The following is a 16,312-nucleotide window of genomic DNA, read 5'->3' on the forward strand; positions in this document are numbered from 1 at the left end:
ACATGGACGCGATCCCAGCCCGCCCCTACGATCCCCTGGCAGCCGTCCGCCCGCCCTCCACTCCCGGATTCGACCTGCTGCTGGCCGGAACGGTTTTCCAGGACATCATTTTCACAGGGCTTCCGCACGCGCCGGAGCCAGGCACAGAAATCTGGAGCGACGGCATGGGCAGCTGCCCGGGCGGGGTCGCCAACCAGGCCATCGCCGCGGCGCGGCTGGGGCTGAAGACAGGACTCGCCGCCGCGTTCGGCGACGACGGCTACGGGGACTTCAACTGGAAGATCCTGTCCGGCCAGGAGCACGTGGACCTCTCGCTGTCGCAGAAAGTGCCCGGCTGGCACTCACCCGTTACCGTCTCCCTCTGCGTGGAGAAGGACCGGTCCATGGTGACCCACGGCCACGCCGCGCCCATCTCATCCTCCGAGTTGATCGGGGACCCGCCGCCCGCGCTCGCAGGCATCGCGGAAGTGGGCAGGGAGATCGAGCCGTGGGCGAAGGCTGCGCACCACGCGGGGGTCAAGCTGTTCGGCGATGTTGGCTGGGACCCCAGCGGAGAATGGGCGCCTGCCCGGCTGGACAACCTGCAGTACTTCCATGCCTTCCTCCCCAACCAGCGCGAGGCCATGGCCTTCACGGGGAAGGACGATCCCTGGACTGCCCTGTATGCGCTGGCAGACCGCGTTCCGGTGGCCGTGGTGACGCTCGGCGCGCAGGGGGCCATGGCCGTGGACTCTGAGACGGGGGAGGAGGAATGGGTGCCCTCGCTTCCGGTGAAGGCCTACGACCCCACGGGCGCAGGTGACTGTTTCGACGCCGCGTTCATCGTTGGCAGCCTGGCCGGCTGGCCGCTGGGGGACAGGCTCCGCTTTGCGAACCTTTGCGCCTCGCTGGCGGTGCAGGAGGTGGGCGGTTCCCTGGCGGCCCCCGGGTGGGGGGACATTGCCGACTGGTGGAAGCGCGCCAACGCACGGCCGGAGCGGCAGATGAGCCAGTGGCTGCGGCGCTTCGGTTTCCTGGCCGACATCATCCAGGACGTCCCGCTCGCCGCGCAGCGCAGGGCCGCAGCCACCATCGCACACCTCTCGGACGCCTGACGATTATTCGGCCGGAAGCGCCAGCACTAGAATCACTAGGGTGACTTACCCCGCAACAACCGGCGAATTCAGTGCTGCCCCGGGACACGGCTCCCGCTATGAACGGTCCGCCGTGATTGACCTGGACGCCATCCGGCACAACGTCCGCCGCCTCGCCGCTGCCGCATCCCCGGCGAAAGTCATGGCCGTGGTCAAGGCAGATGCCTACGGGCACGGTGCCGTGCCGGTGGCGCGGGCAGCCCTGGAGGCAGGAGCGTCCTGGCTGGGCGTGGCCCACATTTCGGAGGCCCTGGCGCTCCGGGCTGCCGGCATTGACGCGCCGCTGCTGGCCTGGCTGCACACCACGGAAAGCAACTTCGGAGCCGCCGTGGCTGCCGGCGTGGACATTGGCTGCTCCGGCTGGGAACTGGACCGCATTGTGGCCGCAGCCCGGGAACAGGAGCGCCCGGCCCGCGTCCACCTGAAAGTGGACACCGGACTGGGACGCAACGGCGCGGCCCTGGACAGCTGGGACCAGCTGGTGGGCGAAGCGATGGACTACCAGGACCAGGGCCTGCTGCGCGTGGTGGGCATTTTCTCCCACCTCGCCGTCGCCGATGAGCCGGAACGTCCCGAAACCGACCAGCAGCTGGCCACGTTCCGCGAAGTCCTGGCCGTGGCGGAGGACGCCGGCGTGGACCCGGAGGTCCGCCACCTGGCCAACACTCCCGCCACGCTGTCCCGGCCCGATACCCACTTCGACCTGGTCCGCGTTGGCCTGGGCATTTACGGGCTGTCCCCGTTCGCCGGCCAGAGCTCCGCCGAACTGGGGCTCCGCCCGGCCATGACCCTGCGGACCCTGGTGTCCCAGTGCAAGGAGGTGCCGGACGGGCAGGGCGTCTCCTACGGCCTCCACTACCGCACCCGGGGAGACAGCACGCTGGGCCTGATCCCGGTGGGTTACGCGGACGGGGTGCCGCGGTCCGCCACCGGCGGTCCCGTACGGGTGGCCGGCCGGACCTACCCGGTGGTGGGCCGGATTGCCATGGACCAGATGGTCATCGACCTCGGCGGCATCGGCGGAGCGGGTGCGGACCTGCTGGGTGCCGAGGCGGAACTGTTCGGGGACGGAGCCGACGGCGGCCCCACCGCCGATGACTGGGCCCGCGCCGCCGGAACCATCAACTACGAGATCGTCACCAGGATCAGCCCCAGGGTGCCGCGGCGCTTCATCAACGAAGAGGACCGGACCTCCGCATCCAGCCAGGAGAAGCTCTCGTGACCACCAACGGCCAGGCTCCCCGGCCCAACTGGGAAATGACGTTAACAGCGACGACGGCGGAGCAGACCCATGCGCTGGCCCTCCGTCTCGCGGCGGTCCTGCAGGCCGGGGACCTACTGGTGCTCAGCGGTGGGCTGGGTGCCGGGAAGACCACATTCACGCAGGGCCTGGGGGAGGGGCTGGGCGTCCGGGAAGGCATTATCTCGCCGACGTTCGTCCTGGTCCGCATCCACCCCAACCTGCCTGCGGGGCCGCGGCCCGGTGGCCCGGACCTGGTGCACGTGGACGCCTACCGGCTGGACTCGGCCGCGGAGATTGACGACATCGACCTGGAAAACACCCTGGACTCCTCCGTGACGGTGGTGGAGTGGGGCCGGGACCGGGTGGAGCACCTCAGCGAGAGCAGGCTCGAGATCGATTTGCACCGCGCAGTTGGACTTGACGACGGGCTGCCCTCCGCCGGCCTGGACTTCGACACCGATGATGCGGACGAACCCCGCACCATCGTGATGCGCGGCTACGGCCCGCGGTGGCCCGAAGCCCCGGAACTTGGCGCGGCCAGGGAAGGGGTGCGCTGATGCTGATCCTGGCCATTGACACTTCCGCCGTTGCCAGCGCCGCCCTGGTTTCCTCTGAGGCGCCGGGCTCCGTGCTGGCCAGCTTCTCCACCGAGGACACCCGGAGCCACGCCGAGGTGCTTGCCCCCGGGATCGAGGAGATGCTCGCAGGCGCCGGCGTGACCGGAAACGACGTCGACGCCCTGGTGGTGGGGGTGGGTCCCGGACCGTTCACCGGATTGCGGTCCGGAATCGCCACCGCGCGGACCCTGGCTTTCGTCTGGGGCAAACCCCTCCACGGGCTGGTCAGCCTGGACGCCATGGCCCTGGAAGTGGCTGAATCCGCCGCGGCCGTCCCCGAGTTCCTGGTGGCAACGGACGCGCGCCGCAAAGAGGTCTACTGGGCGCGCTACAGCCTCGCGGACGGCCGGCTTCCAGTCCTGGAGGACGGCCCGCACGTCAGCTTCGCCGCCGACCTCCCGGACCTGCCCGCCTTCGGTGCCGGTGCCGGTCTTTACGCTGATGCGCTGAAGGCCCACCCCGACTTTGCGCAGGAACAGCCGGATGCCCTGTACCTGGGCAAGTTCGCGCTGGCACGGCTCGAAGCGGGCAGCGGCCTCCTCGACTCCACGCCGCTGTACCTCCGGGAGTCCGACGCCCAGGTCCCCGGACCGCGGAAGAGGGCCCTGTGAACCGCACACCCGGCCACCCCGGCGCTGGCGTGACCGTCCGCGATATGACGCTGGACGATGTCCCCGCGGTCAGCGCCCTGGAACAGCGGCTTTTCCCGGTGGACGCCTGGCCCCTCCAGATGTTCCTCGACGAACTCTCCCAGCCGGAAACCCGCCGCTACCTCGTGGCGCAGGGCAGCGACGGCATCGTGGGCTATGCGGGCCTGATGTGCATCGAGCCCATCGCGGATGTCCAGACCATCGCCGTCGTCCCCGAATATGAGGGCCGGGGCATCGGCACCACGCTGCTCACCGCCCTCATTGACGAGGCCCGGCGCAGGCGGGCTGCGGACGTCCTGCTGGAGGTCCGGGCGGACAACCCGCGGGCGCAGCAGCTGTACGTCCGGTTTGGCTTTGAGCAGATCCACGTCCGCCCCCGGTATTACCGCGACGGCGTCGATGCCCTGATCATGCGCCTCCAGCTCGCCGGCACGTCCGGGAGTACAGGCGCCCCGAACCCCCACAACGCGAATCCCGAAGCCGCGGATCCCCAGGAAGGACCCCAGCCATGAACCGCACGCAGCCACTGGTGCTGGGCATCGAGTCGTCCTGCGACGAGACCGGAGTGGGAATCGTGCGCGGAACCACGCTGCTGACCAACACCGTGTCATCCTCCATGGACGAGCACGTCCGGTTCGGCGGCGTCATCCCCGAGATCGCCTCCCGCGCGCACCTGGACGCCTTCGTCCCCACGCTGGAGCAGGCATTGTCCGACGCAGGCGTGGCCCTCGATGACGTGGACGCCATCGCCGTCACCTCGGGTCCGGGCCTGGCCGGAGCCCTCATGGTGGGCGTCTGCGCCGCCAAGGCCCTGGCCGTGGCCACCGGCAAGCCGCTGTACGCCATCAACCACCTCGTGGCCCACGTCGGCGTGGGGCTGCTGGACGGGGCAGGCAGCGGCCGGCACAATGGCGCAGGCCCGCAGCTCCCGGAGAACCTCGGTGCGCTGCTGGTCTCCGGCGGCCACACCGAAATCCTGAGGATCAACAGCATCACAGACGACGTGCAGCTCCTGGGCTCCACCATCGACGACGCCGCCGGCGAAGCCTACGACAAGGTGGCCCGCATCCTGGGCCTCGGCTACCCGGGCGGGCCGGCCATCGACAAAGTGGCCCGCACCGGCAACCCGAAGTCCATCCGCTTCCCCCGCGGCCTGAGCCAGCCCAAGTACATGGGGACCGCCGAGGAACCGGGCAAGCACAGGTATGACTGGTCCTTCAGCGGCCTCAAGACCGCGGTGGCCCGGTGCGTGGAGCAGTTTGAGGCTCGCGGGGAGGAGATTCCGGTGGCTGACATTGCGGCGGCGTTCCAGGAAGCCGTAGTGGACATCATTTCCTCGAAGGCCGTGCTGGCCTGCCGGGAACACGGCATCAAGGACGTGCTCCTGGGCGGCGGAGTCGCGGCCAACTCCCGGCTCCGCGAGCTGACCGGGCAGCGCTGTGCCTCGGCCGGGATCCGGCTGCACGTGCCGCCGCTGGACCTGTGCACGGACAACGGCGCCATGGTGGCCGCCCTGGGTGCCCAGCTGGTGATGGCCGGAGTGGCACCCAGCGGCATCCGCTTCGCCCCGGATTCCTCGATGCCGGTCACGTCGGTGTCCCTGCCGGCCTAACGACAGTAGGCCCAGCGAACCGTCGCGGGGCACTTTGGGGGCGCCGCCGTCGTAATTCACGACGGCGGCGGGCGTGTCCGTGCCGAAGTGCCCCGTTTCGGGCGGGCAGGGTCAGGCGGTGGGGCCGTTGCGCATCTGCTTGACCAGGTCCAGCACCACGGCCTGGAGATCACCGCCGTGTTCGGCTGCCACGCGGCGCTGGCGCTGGTAGCCCGCCCCGCGGCGGATGATCTTCTCGACGTCGGCAAGCTCGTCCGTGCAGCGCAGCTTGGCGGCCACGGGTTCGAGCCGGTTGAGGGTTTCCAGCAGGTGCTCGGTGACCAGCTGCTCCTTGCCCGCGGCGTCGAGGATGATGATGGCGTCCATGCCGTAGCGGGCAGCGCGCCACTTGTTTTCCTGGACATGCCAGGGCGGCATCGTGGGAATGGTCCCGCCGTTGTCCAGGGTGGTGGAGAACTCGTCCACCAGGCACTGGGTGAGGGCTGCGATGGCGCCCACCTCCTCCAAGGTGGCCAGGCCGTCGCAAATCCGCATCTCGATGGTGCCCAGGTTTGGGACCGGCCGGATGTCCCAGCGGATCTCCGAGAGCGTGTCGATCACCCCGGTGGTGAACATGTCCTGCACATAGGACTCGTATTCCTCCCAGGAGTGGAACTGGAAAGGCAGGCCGGCCGTGGGGAGCTGCTGGAACATCAGGGCCCGCTGGGATGCGTAGCCGGTGTCCTCACCGCCCCAGAACGGGCTGGACGCGGAGAGCGCCTGGAAGTGCGGGAAGTAGTTGACCAGCCCGTCCAGCACGGGCAGCACCTTGTCCCGGCGGTCCAGCCCCACGTGGACGTGCACGCCATAGATGACCATCTGCCGGCCCCACCACTGCGTGCGGTCAATGAGTTTTGCGTAGCGCGCCTTGTCCGTGACCGGCTGCAGCTGCGGCGGGCTGAACGGGTGGCTTCCGGCGCAGAACAGTTCCACGCCCATGGGATCGGTGATCTCGCGCACGGCGGTCAGCGAACGGCTGAGGTCTTCCTTGGCTTCGGCCGCGGTTTCGCAGATACCCGTGACCAGTTCCACCGTGTTCAGCAGGAGTTCCTGCTTGATGTGCGGGTGCTCGTCGTCTTCGTTCAGCTCGGGGTGGCGGGACGCTACGCCGCGGAGCACCTCATTGGCCACGGATGCGAGTTCGCCCGTCCGGCCGTCCACCAGCGCGAGTTCCCATTCAACACCAAGGGTTGACTGCCTTGATGTAGCGAAATCGATCTTCACGCATGTCCTAACTGTCCTGTTTGCCGCTGGCTCACGCCGTCACTGACAGTCTGCTGCCGGCAGGCGAACGGGTGGTTCAAGTCTAGTGCAGGGGTAGCATCGTATTGATGGCCTTGTTCCGACCCCTGCGTGACAGTCTTCACACATCCCTCCCCTTCATCGCGGCAGCCTCTGCCGCAGTAGCCCTGGCGTCCTGCACGGCAGCGCCGGGCCCTGCCCCGTCGTCGTCGGCCCCATCTGCCCCCTCTGCCACCCCCACGCCACATACGACGACGGCGCCCGCCACACCTTCCCCGTCGCCTGATCCGGGTACCCGGCCACTGGGCTGGGGGCCCCAACAGCGCGACCAGGACGCGGCAGCTGCGGCGGTGGCGGCGATGAGCACCGAGGAGAAGGCCGGCCAGGTCCTCCTTCCCTTCTTCAAGGGCAAGGAGGTGGAGGCCCACGCAGCGGCCATCGAGCGGCTGCACCTTGCCGGGTCCATCATCATGGGCGACAACGTTCCCCTTGACGCCCAGGGCAGGATGGACGTGCAGGGCATGGCTGCCATCAACCAGCGGTTGGCTGCCGCCGCCGGGGGACGGCCGTGGCCCGGGATCATCGCGGTGGACCAGGAAGGCGGCCAGGTTGCCCGGCTGGGCCTGCCCCTGACCGAATGGCCCACCCCCATGAGCTACGGCGCAGCCGGCAGCGTGCCGCTGGCCCGGGAAGCGGGGCAGGGCCTGGCCGCGGAACTGGTACCCCTCGGGTTCAACCTGGATTTCGCTCCCGGCACCGACGTCACCATCGGGCCCGCCGATCCCACCATTGGCGCCAGGTCCATGTCCGCGGACCCCGACGCTGCCGCCGCGCTCGGCGTGGCGTTCTCGCAGGGAATGCTCGCCGCGGGGGTGCTGCCGGCCGTGAAGCACTTTCCGGGGCACGGCTCCGTGACGGTCGACTCCCACCACAACCTCCCGGCGCAGCCCTCCACGGTGGCGGAGCTCGGCGCCCGCGACTGGAGGCCGTTCCGGGCCGCCATCGACGCCGGATCTCCGATGGTGATGACCGGGCACATTGCGGTCCCGGCGCTGGAACCCGGCGTCCCGGCGTCACTCTCCGGCCCTGCCTACGCGGCACTGCGGGGGCTCGGGTTCAAGGGGGTGGCGGTGACGGATGCCCTGAACATGGGCGCCGTGACCAAGCAGTACCCCGGCGGCGCCGCCGCGGTGATGGCCCTCGCCGCCGGCGCGGACCTCCTGCTGATGCCCGCCGACGTAGCCCAGGCCCACGCCGCGATCGTCCAGGCTGTGTCCTCCGGCGCCCTGCCCCCGGAGCGGCTGGACGAGGCAGCCCGCCGAGTGGCCACCATGATGGCCTGGCACGGCCGGACAGCCGCGGCAGCCGGCGCCCCGGCAGGCAGCGGCGGAGCCCTGTCAGCCCACGTCTCCGCCTCAGCGGTCACCATGCTCTCCGGACCCTGCACCGGCCCGCTGGTTCCCGGCGCGGTACGGGTGCACGGCGGCTCGCCGGCGGACAGGGCACGCTTCGAGGCAGCCGCAGCCAGGGCGGGGCTGGCCTTAGGCTCCGGACCTCTGGTCAGCCTGATCGGCTACGGCGGCCGGGGTGCGGGAGGGGACATTGCCGTGGCACTGGATGCTCCCTGGCCGCTGCGGGACTCGACGGCGCCGGTGAAGGTGGCCCTTTATGGGCGGAGCGACGGCGCCTTCGATGCCCTCGCCGCTGTCCTGGCGGGGAAGGCGGGCGCACCGGGTAAGCTGCCGGCCGCCGTCGGAAACTTCCCGGCGGGAACCGGCTGCCCCTGATCCCAACTAGGTAGCAGCAGATGTCCGTTTGGACCCCTATACCGACATCTGCTGCTACCTGGTTGGGAATCCCGTTTAATGGTCGGGTGCCCATTCTTAATAAAGACATGACCCTCTGCATCTCGCTCTCGGCGCGGCCCAGCAACAACGGGACCCGTTTCCACAACCACCTGTACGAGCAGCTGAACCTCAACTGGATCTACAAGGCGTTCGCCCCCACGAACCTGGAACAGGCCATTGCGGGCGTTCGCGGCCTGGGCATCCGCGGCTGCGCCATCTCCATGCCGTACAAGGAGGATGTGATTGCGCTGGTGGACGAGATGGACCCCTCGGCCAAGGCCATCGACTCCGTCAACACCATTGTGAACACGGACGGGCGCTTGAAGGCGTACAACACCGACTACACCGCGATCGAGCAGCTCCTGGCCACCAATAAGGTGCCCACCAGCTATTCGGTCCTGGTCCAGGGAGCGGGCGGCATGGCCAAGGCCACCGTTGCCGCGCTCCGCGACGCCGGCTTCGCGGATGTCACGGTCATCGCCCGGAACGAGGTTGCCGGGCGTGCGCTCGCGGACCAGTACGGCTTCAGGTGGCAGGAAGCGCTCGACGGCGGGACGGCGGACTTGATCATTAACGTGACGCCTATCGGTATGGCAGGGGGTAAGGCAGGCGGGGCGGAAGCTGACGCGCTCGCCTTCCCGCAGGAGGCCATCGGCGCCGCCCGGGTGGTTTTCGACGTCGTGGCGCTGCCGGCCGAAACCCCGCTGATCAAGGCCGCGCGGGCCGCGGGAAAGCCGGTGATCACCGGTGCGGAAGTGGCCACCATCCAGGCCCTTGAGCAGTTCGTGCTCTACACCGGCGTGCGGCCCACCGCTGAGCAGGTGCGTGCCGCCGAGGAGTTCATGCGGGCCCAGTAGCAGTTTCTTCTCGGGCAGCGCCCTGCGCCGGCTCCACCACGATGGCCACCCGGTCCTCCCCGATGCGGGTCAGGACCAGGGTGGCTGTTTTGATTCCGGCGTTCTTGCCGGCTGCGCTCTTTCCCCCGGGGAGGAGCTGCTTGCGGAGCTCCTCGGGCGTGACGGCGGTGCCGCGCTTCTTGATGTCCAGCACGCCGATGCCGTTGTCCTTCACCCAGGCCTTGAGCGCCTTGACGTTGTAGGGCATGACCTCCAGGACCTTGTAGGCGCGCGCAAACGGTGTATCCACCAGCTCCGGCGCGCACACATAGGCGATGTGCTCATCCACCAGGTGTCCGCCAAGCTGCAGCGCGATGTCCGCCACCAGCCCGGCGCGGATCACCGCGCCGTCGGGTTCGTAGAGGTAGCCCTCCACCGGGCCCACCGGAGCGGCAGGACCGGCGCCGAAGTCTTCTCCGCTGGTCAGCTCAGCCGCCCCCTGGGCGCCGAGCACCAGCGCAGCCCGGCGGACTCCCGGCCGGCGCACTGCGTTGAACCACAGCGCCACCTCCGTCACATCCCCGGCCACGGAGACCCACTGCGCTTCGCAGCTTGCCGGAACGGAATCGTGCGGCATGCCCGGCCCCATCTTGACCCCCACGGCCAGGCCGGAGGCCGCCAGGTCCTCAACGAAGGACAAGGGCGGGGAAAAAGCCTCGGGGTCCCAGATCCGCTTGGTGCCCGACGTGGAAGTGACACGGCGCGCCGGGTCCAGCCAGACGCCGTCGACCCCGTCCAGCGGCACTGCCGTGGCGTCCGCATGGACCACGGTGGCGTTGGGGAACGGGATCAGGTTGACGGTGGCGCAGGCTGCCGTGGTCTCGTCCATCTCCACGGCGGTGACGTTGATGTCCATGGACGCCAGCGCCAGGGAGTCCGCCGCCAGCCCGCAGCCCAGGTCTGCAACGTGGCTGATTCCGGCCTCCGCGAACCGCTGGGCGTGGCGTGCGGCAACGTTGAGCCGGGTTGCCTGTTCCAGTCCGGCCCGGGTGAACAGCATGCTGCGGGCAAACTCGCCGAACTTTGCGGCCGCCCTGGTGCGGAGCCTGGACTGGGTCAGGACGGCGGAGACCAGTTCAGGGGAGTGGCCGGCCTTGCGGAGGGCCGAGTTCAGCTCGAAGGATTTCTCCTCCTGGTAAGGGCCCAGGGACGCCAGAAGCTCCCAGCCTTCCGGGGTGAGCAGTGGTGCAATCTGGTCCTGGGGAGCTTGAGCCATGGGTTCCAGCCTAGTGGAGGAGCGGCATGCCGGCGGGCCGATAGTGTTGAAGCCATGAAAGACAGTGCAGGTACCCCGCAGTCCCGCCAGCACCACCCCGGGGGCCTGGCGCGGTTCGCCCGCCCGGCACTGATTGTCAGCGCCGTGGTTGCCGTGGTGTGCACCGCGCTTCTGGTGATCATCTTCTTCCTGGATGCCTTCAACGCCACCGTCTATTCGGTGGGCGGCAGCAGCATCCAGGACGACACGCAGGAGGCCCAGGACATCCGCGGGCTGTACACCGGAGCCCGCGCGGGCAGCATCTTCTTCCTGGTTGTATCGCTCATGACGGCCGCGGCTGCCGCGGTGCTGCTTTACCGCGGGCGGAACTCGGCCGGAGAGGGCGACGGCGGCGAGGACGTCGACTTCGAGGACCTGGGCCGCTGAGGTGCTGTGCCGCCGGTACTGGTCAGCAGGACCCCTGAAATAACCAGGATGCCGCCCAGGACCTGGGGGACCGTGACGGGCTGGCCCAGTGCGACCGTGATGATGGCGGTAAACACGGCGATGAGGTTGAGGTAGTTCCCGGCGTTTGCAGCGGTGGTGCGTTTGAGCGCCAGGTTCCACAGCAGGTAGGAACCCAGCGAAGGGAAGAGGACGATGTAGGCCAGGGACCAGCCTTCGGAGGCCGTGGCCGGCAGCCCGGCCCCCGTGGCCATTGCAAAGGGGACCAGGACAACAGCCGCCATGGCCACCTGCACGGCGGTGGACGTGATCGCCGGGACGGACAGCCTGCGGGCGGTGATCGTGTAGAAGCCCCACACCGTGATGGCCGCGACGATCAGCAGCTCGCCGGCATTGATCGAGAAGGTCAGCAGCCGCTGCAGGTCGCCTCCGGTAAGGACCAGCAGGACTCCGCAGAGGCCCAGCGCAATCCCTGCCCAACCCAGCGGGCGCGGCCTGTCCCGGAGCAGGACCACGGCCAGGACCGTGATCAGGGCAGGGTTTGCAGCAGTCACCAGGGAAGCGTTCAGGGCCGAGGTGTGCCCCAGCGCGCTGTACAGCAGCAGGGTGTAGGCGCTCATGCCCAGGCAGCTCAGGACCAGCAGCGCCGGCCAGTGGCGCAGGACGGCGCGCCAGTCCGGTTTTTCCACCAGCTGCGCCAGGACCAGCAGCGGCACAGCCGCCAGGGCCCACCGCCAGAACGTCAGCTGGAGCGGCTGCATGGTCTGCATGGCCGCCTGTCCCACAACAAAGTTTCCCGCCCAGAAGAGGGTGGCAAGAATCAGGTAAACAGCGGCTCGCACCCGGCAAATCTACACGTCCCCGTGTTCCGCCCATGACGAAACTCTGGCACTCGCCTTGACCGAGTGCTAACCCTTGCATACAGTCTGTATTAGCACTCTCCCTAGGAGGGTGCTAATACATGAAGAGCTGCCAGCCAGGCTGCTGCCGGCACCGCGACGACGGTTTGCCAGCCACGGCGGAAAGCTTTCCAGTCCACGAATTTGCTGACGAAGAAGGAGAGGTCCGAGTGTCGGTCTCTATTAAGCCTCTTGAGGATCGTATTGTTGTCCGCCCGCTCGAAGCCGAGCAGACCACGGCTTCCGGCCTGGTGATCCCGGACTCCGCACAGGAGAAGCCGCAGGAAGGCGAAGTTGTTGCAGTAGGCCCCGGCCGCTTCGAAGACGGCAACCGCGTTCCCGTCGACGTAGCCGTTGGCGACGTCGTCATCTACTCCAAGTACGGCGGAACTGAAGTCAAGACCGGCGGCACCGAGTACCTCGTGCTCTCCGCCCGCGACGTCCTGGCGATCGTCGTAAAGTAACTCTCCGGATCCCCGTGCCGCTGGTCATGCTCTCTGCTGGTCAGCTGCGCGGGGTTCTGTCTTGAAAGGACAAAACCATGGCAAAGCAGCTTGCGTTTAACGACGCTGCCCGCCGGTCTCTTGAAGCCGGCATCGATAAGCTCGCCAACACCGTCAAGGTGACGCTCGGCCCCCGCGGCCGCAACGTCGTCCTGGACAAGAAGTGGGGCGCTCCCACCATCACGAACGACGGCGTCACCATCGCCCGCGAAGTGGAACTGGACGACCCCTACGAGAACCTTGGCGCGCAGCTGGCCAAGGAAGTAGCCACCAAGACCAACGATGTTGCCGGTGACGGCACCACCACCGCAACCGTCCTGGCGCAGGCGCTGGTCAAGGAAGGCCTGCGCAACGTAGCGGCAGGCGCCGCCCCCGGCCAGATCAAGCGCGGCATCGAGGTTTCCGTTGAAGCCGTCGCTGCCCGCCTGCTCGAGAACGCCCGCCCCGTTGAAGGCACCCAGGTGGCCAACGTTGCAGCGATTTCCGCCCAGAGCGACGAGGTTGGCGAACTTCTCGCCGAGGCCTTCGGCAAGGTTGGCAAGGATGGTGTGATCACCATCGAGGAATCCTCCACCACGCAGACCGAACTGGTCCTGACCGAGGGCATGCAGTTCGACAAGGGCTACCTGTCCCCGTACTTCGTCACCGACGCGGAACGCCAGGAAGCAGTCCTTGAGGACGCCCTCATCCTGATCAACCAGGGCAAGATCTCCAACATCCAGGAATTCCTGCCGCTGCTTGAGAAGGCGCTGCAGAGCTCCAAGCCGCTCTTCATCATCGCCGAAGACGTTGACGGCGAGGCCCTGTCCACGCTGATCGTCAACCGCATCCGCGGCACCCTGAACGTTGTTGCCGTCAAGGCTCCGGGCTTCGGCGACCGCCGCAAGGCCATGCTGCAGGACATCGCCACCCTCACCGGTGCACAGGTTGTTTCCCCGGAACTGGGCCTGAGCCTGGACACCGTTGGCCTTGAGGTGCTGGGTACCGCCCGCCGCATCACGGTCACCAAGGACAACACCACCATCGTTGACGGCGCAGGTTCGGCCGAAGACGTGGCAGCACGCGTAGCCCAGCTCCGCGCCGAGCTGACCCGCACCGATTCCGACTGGGACCGTGAAAAGCTCCAGGAGCGCCTGGCCAAGCTGGCCGGCGGCATTGGTGTCATCAAGGTTGGCGCCGCCACCGAGGTTGAGCTCAAGGAAAAGAAGCACCGCATCGAGGACGCTGTGTCCTCCACCCGCGCTGCCCTTGAAGAAGGCATCGTTGCCGGCGGTGGTTCGGCCCTGATCCACGCCCTGAAGGCACTGGATGAGGACCCCTCCGTCAAGGCACTCGAAGGCGACGCCGCTGCTGCCGTGGGCATCGTCCGCCGCGCCCTGGTCCAGCCGCTGCGCTGGATCGCCCAGAACGCGGGCTTCGACGGCTACGTTGTGACGTCCAAGGTTGCCGACCTGGAAACCAACAACGGCTTCAACGCCAAGTCAGGCGAGTACGAGGACCTGATCGCTGCCGGTGTCATCGACCCCGTCAAGGTCACCCGTGCGGCCCTCCGCAACGCGGCCTCCATCGCTGCCCTGGTTCTCACCACCGAGACCCTGGTGGTGGAGAAGCCGGCCGAAGAGGACGAGCACGCAGGCCACAGCCACTAACCCTGCAGTTCCGCACGCAACCGTGCAAACAAAGAACCGGTCCAGCATCCGCTGGACCGGTTTTTTGTGCCTTGGAGACTAGGTTCCTGGCATGTTCTGCGTCTCCACGTCGCCCGTACGCTCGTAGACCAGTGACACCGCCCCCTTCGGAAAGCTGCGGGCCGGCTCCGCGAGACGGTATGAGGCGGGGACTGTCCCGGCGCCGAAGAGGCGCTTGCCCTGGCCGAGGACCACCGGATAGAGCCAGAGGTGGAGGCGGTCGAGCACGTTTGCGGCGAGCAGCGAACGGATGAGAACGCCGCTGCCGAACATGTGCACCTGCCCGTACCTGTCGCGGAGACTGCCCGCGGCCGTGGCATCCGGCAGCACCGACGTGCCTGCCCAGGCGGGATCCGCCAGGCTGCTCGAGACGACGAACTTGGGCACCCGGTTGAGAATCCCGCCGATGTCCCCGGACTGGTGCGGCCAGTAGCCCGCGAAGATGTCGTAGGTCTTCCGGCCGAGCAGCAGGGCGTCCATGTGGCCGACTTCGGCCTCGATGGCCGCCTCAGCCTCCTCGTCGGAGACCGGCGCCTGCCAGCCACCGAAGGCGAAGCCGCCCTCCGTGTCTTCTTCGCTGCCGCCGGGCCCCTGGTAGACGCCGTCCAGGGTAAGGAACAGGTTCGCCACGATGATTCCCACCCGTCCAGTCTGGGACAGTGCTCCGGCGCTGTCCAGCAATCCGGAACTGCCCGGGCAGGCGGGCGTGGCAGACTGATGCCATGCTGCTCGACGAGCTCGTGAAAACTACGGATAAGATCGCATCCACCCGTTCCCGGCTCGCGAAGGTGGACGCCCTGGCGGACCTGTTGCGCCGGCTGGAGCCAGGGGAGATCGCCACCACCGTCGGTTTGCTCACCGCCAGGCCCCGCCAGGGCCGGGTGGGGGTGGGCTGGCGCGGCATGTCCGCGGCCATGGGGGAGCCCGCCGCGGAACCCCGCCTTACCGTTGCCGACGTCGACGCGGTTTTGGACCGGCTGCTTGCCGCCGGCGGCGCCGGGTCTGCGGCGGAGCGCGCCGCGACCCTCCGGACGCTCACGGCGGCAGCCACCGAACGGGAGCAGGCTTTCATCGCCGGCGTCATGCTCGGGGAGCTGCGCACGGGTGCGCTTGAGGGGGTGCTGACGGATGCCGTTGCCCGGGCCTCTGACCGGCCTGTCGACTCCGTGCGCCGCGCCGCGATGCTCTCCGGAGACCTCGGCGAAACAGCCCTGCTGGCCATCACGGGCACGGCAGCCCAGCTCGACGCCGTCGGCCTCGTGGTGGGCCGGCCGGTCCAGCCGATGCTAGCCTCCACCGCGGCCAGCGCACGCGCCGCGCTTGAGGCGACGGGAGAGGCGTCCGTGGAATACAAGCTCGACGGCGCCCGCATCCAGGTGCACCGCTCCGGCGACGACGTGGGCATCTACACACGCACCCTGGCCGACGTGACCCACCGGCTGCCCGAGGTGGTGGAGGTGGTGCGCGCGCTGCCGGTGCGTAACGTGATCCTGGACGGCGAGACCCTGGCCCTCGACGAGGACGGCGGCCCCCGGCCGTTCCAGGAGACCATGTCCCGGTTCGGGGCCGACGCGGCACGGAGCACGGTGCTGCATCCCTGGTTCTTCGACGTGCTGCACATCGACGGGCGCGACCTCCTGGACGAACCGCTGTCCACGCGCATCGGCGTGCTGGAGCGGATCGCCCCGGAGCACCGGATTCCGGGGAAGATCACGGCGGACCCAGGTGTTGCCGAAAGGGTCTCGCGCGATGCGCTCGCCGCGGGCCACGAGGGCGTGGTGGTGAAGGCGGTGGGATCGGCCTACGCCGCCGGCAGGCGCGGTTCCAACTGGATCAAGGTAAAGCCGGTACTGACCTACGATCTCGTGGTCCTTGCCTGCGAGTGGGGGTCGGGCCGCCGCACAGGGCTGCTCTCCAACCTGCATCTCGGAGCCCTCGATCCGGCCGGCGAGTTCGGTGAACCCGGCGGCTACGTCATGGTGGGCAAGACCTTCAAGGGCCTCACCGATGCGCTGCTGCGCTGGCAGACGGAGAGGTTCCAGGTGCTTGAGGTCCGGCGCACGGCCGGTACGGTCTGGATGGAACCCGTCACCGTGGTGGAGATCGCCATCGACGGTGTGCAGCAGTCCCCGCGCTACCCCGGTGGGATCGCGCTCCGGTTCGCCCGCGTCAAGCGGTACCGCGAGGACAAAACGGCCGCGGAAGCGGACACCATACAGACGCTGCGCGGACTGCTTCGTTAGCAGTTGTGCCGGTTCGTCTGCGGGCGTACCGTGACGCTTA

The 16,312-nt window shown here is 68.5% G+C and carries 16 protein-coding genes; 12 read left to right on the forward strand and 4 right to left on the reverse strand.

The window, feature by feature from the left end; all coding sequences use genetic code 11:
- Positions 1-2 precede the first annotated feature (2 nt).
- The 6 genes from IEX33_RS02890 to tsaD are packed head-to-tail and all read left to right on the forward strand — an operon-like array spanning position 3 to position 5,255.
- Positions 3-1,094: a carbohydrate kinase family protein gene (locus IEX33_RS02890; RefSeq protein ID WP_188727515.1), complete on the forward strand. Its 1,092-nt coding sequence runs from the start codon at positions 3-5 to the stop codon at positions 1,092-1,094.
- A 40-nt stretch (positions 1,095-1,134) separates the two neighbouring features.
- Positions 1,135-2,355, forward strand: a complete 1,221-nt coding sequence (alr, locus tag IEX33_RS02895) for an alanine racemase (protein WP_188727517.1) — start codon at positions 1,135-1,137, stop codon at positions 2,353-2,355.
- 35 nt (positions 2,356-2,390) lie between these two features.
- Positions 2,391-2,933, forward strand: a complete 543-nt coding sequence (gene tsaE, locus IEX33_RS02900) for a tRNA (adenosine(37)-N6)-threonylcarbamoyltransferase complex ATPase subunit type 1 TsaE (protein ID WP_188728182.1) — start codon at positions 2,391-2,393, stop codon at positions 2,931-2,933.
- Entirely contained in the window at positions 2,933-3,604 is a 672-nt protein-coding gene (gene tsaB, locus IEX33_RS02905) for a tRNA (adenosine(37)-N6)-threonylcarbamoyltransferase complex dimerization subunit type 1 TsaB (protein WP_188727519.1), read from the forward strand. Before tsaE ends, tsaB begins: the two co-directional genes overlap by 1 nt.
- 44 nt (positions 3,605-3,648) lie before the next feature.
- Positions 3,649-4,155, forward strand: a complete 507-nt coding sequence (gene rimI / locus IEX33_RS02910) for a ribosomal protein S18-alanine N-acetyltransferase (RefSeq protein ID WP_229675236.1) — start codon at positions 3,649-3,651, stop codon at positions 4,153-4,155.
- The gene (gene tsaD, locus IEX33_RS02915; protein ID WP_188727520.1) at positions 4,152-5,255 is read left to right on the forward strand and encodes a tRNA (adenosine(37)-N6)-threonylcarbamoyltransferase complex transferase subunit TsaD; all 1,104 of its coding nucleotides are present in this window, start codon (positions 4,152-4,154) and stop codon (positions 5,253-5,255) included. Before rimI ends, tsaD begins: the two co-directional genes overlap by 4 nt.
- 111 nt (positions 5,256-5,366) lie before the next feature.
- Here tsaD and IEX33_RS02920 read toward each other — a convergent pair whose 3' ends face one another.
- Positions 5,367-6,518 carry a glutamate--cysteine ligase gene (locus IEX33_RS02920; RefSeq protein ID WP_188727522.1) on the reverse strand — a complete coding sequence of 384 codons (1,152 nt, stop codon included), beginning with the start codon at positions 6,516-6,518 and terminating at the stop codon, positions 5,367-5,369.
- Between the two features lie 377 nt (positions 6,519-6,895).
- Here IEX33_RS02920 and IEX33_RS02925 point away from each other — a divergent pair, with 377 nt between their 5' ends.
- Positions 6,896-8,323, forward strand: coding sequence for a glycoside hydrolase family 3 N-terminal domain-containing protein (locus tag IEX33_RS02925; protein ID WP_188728184.1), 1,428 nt, complete (start codon positions 6,896-6,898; stop codon positions 8,321-8,323).
- A 107-nt stretch (positions 8,324-8,430) separates the two neighbouring features.
- Complete coding sequence (locus IEX33_RS02930; protein WP_188728186.1) at positions 8,431-9,240, forward strand: shikimate 5-dehydrogenase; 810 nt, start codon at positions 8,431-8,433, stop codon at positions 9,238-9,240.
- Here the strand turns inward: IEX33_RS02930 and IEX33_RS02935 are convergent.
- Positions 9,224-10,495 carry a class I SAM-dependent methyltransferase gene (locus IEX33_RS02935; protein WP_188727524.1) on the reverse strand — a complete coding sequence of 424 codons (1,272 nt, stop codon included), beginning with the start codon at positions 10,493-10,495 and terminating at the stop codon, positions 9,224-9,226. The genes IEX33_RS02930 and IEX33_RS02935 overlap by 17 nt on opposite strands.
- 54 nt (positions 10,496-10,549) lie before the next feature.
- Here IEX33_RS02935 and IEX33_RS02940 point away from each other — a divergent pair, with 54 nt between their 5' ends.
- Positions 10,550-10,921: a hypothetical protein gene (locus tag IEX33_RS02940; protein ID WP_188727526.1), complete on the forward strand. Its 372-nt coding sequence runs from the start codon at positions 10,550-10,552 to the stop codon at positions 10,919-10,921.
- On the opposite strand, the gene IEX33_RS02945 is transcribed toward IEX33_RS02940, so the two are convergent.
- Positions 10,849-11,781 (reverse strand): DMT family transporter, encoded by a 933-nt coding sequence (locus IEX33_RS02945; RefSeq protein WP_188727528.1) that lies wholly within the window; start codon positions 11,779-11,781, stop codon positions 10,849-10,851. The genes IEX33_RS02940 and IEX33_RS02945 overlap by 73 nt on opposite strands.
- 227 nt (positions 11,782-12,008) lie before the next feature.
- On the opposite strand from IEX33_RS02945, the gene groES reads away from it, so the two are divergent.
- Both groES and groL read left to right on the forward strand, forming a co-directional pair.
- Positions 12,009-12,302 (forward strand): co-chaperone GroES, encoded by a 294-nt coding sequence (groES, locus tag IEX33_RS02950; protein WP_003805290.1) that lies wholly within the window; start codon positions 12,009-12,011, stop codon positions 12,300-12,302.
- Positions 12,303-12,379: 77 nt separating this feature from the next.
- Entirely contained in the window at positions 12,380-13,990 is a 1,611-nt protein-coding gene (gene groL / locus IEX33_RS02955; protein WP_188727530.1) for a chaperonin GroEL, read from the forward strand.
- Between the two features lie 78 nt (positions 13,991-14,068).
- On the opposite strand, the gene IEX33_RS02960 is transcribed toward groL, so the two are convergent.
- Entirely contained in the window at positions 14,069-14,671 is a 603-nt protein-coding gene (locus tag IEX33_RS02960; RefSeq protein ID WP_188727532.1) for a dihydrofolate reductase family protein, read from the reverse strand.
- An 80-nt stretch (positions 14,672-14,751) separates the two neighbouring features.
- Here IEX33_RS02960 and IEX33_RS02965 point away from each other — a divergent pair, with 80 nt between their 5' ends.
- Complete coding sequence (locus IEX33_RS02965) at positions 14,752-16,272, forward strand: ATP-dependent DNA ligase (RefSeq protein WP_188727534.1); 1,521 nt, start codon at positions 14,752-14,754, stop codon at positions 16,270-16,272.
- Positions 16,273-16,312 lie beyond the last annotated feature (40 nt).

It is taken from the genome of Pseudarthrobacter scleromae, assembly GCF_014644515.1.
Taxonomy (GTDB): Bacteria; Actinomycetota; Actinomycetes; order Actinomycetales; family Micrococcaceae; genus Arthrobacter; species Arthrobacter scleromae.